Origin of the sequence: Nitratireductor sp. GZWM139, from assembly GCF_030068685.1 — a bacterium.
Classification (GTDB): domain Bacteria; phylum Pseudomonadota; class Alphaproteobacteria; order Rhizobiales; family Rhizobiaceae; genus Nitratireductor; species Nitratireductor aquimarinus.
Genome location: NZ_JAMQML010000048.1, coordinates 1 through 1797 on the forward strand (window position 1 = coordinate 1; position 1797 = coordinate 1797).

The window sequence follows — 1797 nt, forward strand, 5'->3', positions numbered from 1 at the left end:
GCGCCAGGCGATCCGCGACTTCATCAAGACGACGCGGGAATACGCTTTCAACGAGCCATCCCTGCAGGTCTATCCGAACCGCTATGCGCCGATCATTCGCGTGGGAGAGGATGGAGAGCGGGAAATGGTGCGCGCCCGCTGGGGCATGCCGACGCCGCCCATGTTCATCAAGGGAAAGCACGACAGCGGCGTCACCAACATACGCAACACCTCATCCGCCCATTGGCGCAAATGGCTTTCACCGGCAAGCCGCTGCCTTGTGCCGGTAACGAGCNGGAAATGGTGCGCGCCCGCTGGGGCATGCCGACGCCGCCCATGTTCATCAAGGGAAAGCACGACAGCGGCGTCACCAACATACGCAACACCTCATCCGCCCATTGGCGCAAATGGCTTTCACCGGCAAGCCGCTGCCTTGTGCCGGTAACGAGCTTTGCCGAGCCCGACCCAACCAGCCGGAAGGAAGGCGACAAGCGAACACCGAACGCATGGTTTGCACTGAGTGAGGATAGGCCCCTGTTCGTCTTCGCCGGCCTCTGGACGCCGTGGCACGGCAAGCGCATGGCCCGCGAGAATCCAGAGAACCATGAGGTCTATGGCTTCCTGACCACGGAACCCAACAGCGTTGTCGAGCCTATTCACAAGAAGGCGATGCCGGTCATCCTCACCACAGAGGACGAGATAACCGCGTGGCTTACGGAGCCATGGGAGGAAGCGAAGAAGCTTCAACGTCCCCTGCCCGACGACAAGCTCGTGATCGTGGATGCGCCGGATCTGCCCGATTGATCATGCCGCCGGTAGGATACTCTCATTCGGGATCGGCCTGTGGTTTCGCTTGGTGACCTGTGGCATGTAGCCAACATGGAAGAATTGCACCGTTCAATCAGGCTGCTCTATGCCGGTAGGAGCCAGCGCGCGCAGCGATTTCGCTACGCGCTGATCGTTTTCGATTTGCTGACGATCATCTATTTCATCGCGACAGCGTCACTGCCAACAACACCAGCTTTGTCCACATTAAACATCGCTCTCGGCGTACTCATCCTTCTTGACCTCAGCGCCCGGCTTTGGATCTCAGAAAACCGGCGCCAAGAGATAATGCGCATCTACACACTGGCGGATCTGGTGGTGTTGGCGTCCCTGCTGCTGGCGCCGTTTCTCACCGCCAACCTCGCTTTTCTGCGCGTCCTGCGTGGCTTGCGATTGATTCACGCCTACCACTTGCTGCGCGATCTTCGGCGAGAGAGCTTGTTCTTTCGACGCCACGAGGACGCAATCCTCGCCGCGGTCAACCTGTTCGTCTTCATTTTCGTGACAACATCGCTCGTCTTCGTTCTGGCCTTCGACGATCAGGCCGGCATTACGGGCTATGTCGATGCGCTCTATTTCACTGTTGCGACGCTGACGACGACGGGCTTTGGCGATATCACCATGACGACCACAGGCGGGAAGCTGCTAACGGTCTTCATCATGGTCGTGGGCGTGGCGCTGTTCGTGCAGTTGGCGCGCGCAATTTTCCAGCCATCAAGGATCAAGTACACATGTCCGGAATGTGGCCTAAACCGACACGAACCGGATGCGATCCACTGCAAGCATTGCGGAGAGCTGTTGAAGATCGAGACAGATGGCGCTGTCTGATTGTGAACACGCCCTCGCTTTTTGAGCATGACTTCGAAGCACTCTTCGCCTGAAAGCTGGACGCTAGGGTCAAAACCCGTTGATAGCATTGATTTGACGCAGTAAATCAGATTCAGTTTGCAAATCAGTGATTTGGAGGCTTGGATGGGACATCTGTTTTGGCTG

The 1797-nt window shown here is 57.6% G+C and carries 2 protein-coding genes; both read left to right on the forward strand.

What is annotated here, in order from left to right:
• Nucleotides 1-231: 231 nt before the first annotated feature.
• Complete coding sequence (locus NDI72_RS21820) at nucleotides 232-783, forward strand: SOS response-associated peptidase family protein (RefSeq protein ID WP_502888440.1); 552 nt, start codon at nucleotides 232-234, stop codon at nucleotides 781-783.
• Between the two features lie 75 nt (nucleotides 784-858).
• Nucleotides 859-1632 carry an ion channel gene (locus NDI72_RS21825; RefSeq protein ID WP_283801787.1) on the forward strand — a complete coding sequence of 258 codons (774 nt, stop codon included), beginning with the start codon at nucleotides 859-861 and terminating at the stop codon, nucleotides 1630-1632.
• Nucleotides 1633-1797: the final 165 nt, after the last annotated feature.

Coding starts and splice junctions, on each gene's coding strand:
- NDI72_RS21825 (WP_283801787.1), top strand. CDS start 859: ATGGAAGAATTGCACCGTTCAATCAGGCTGCTCTATGCCGGTAGGAGC.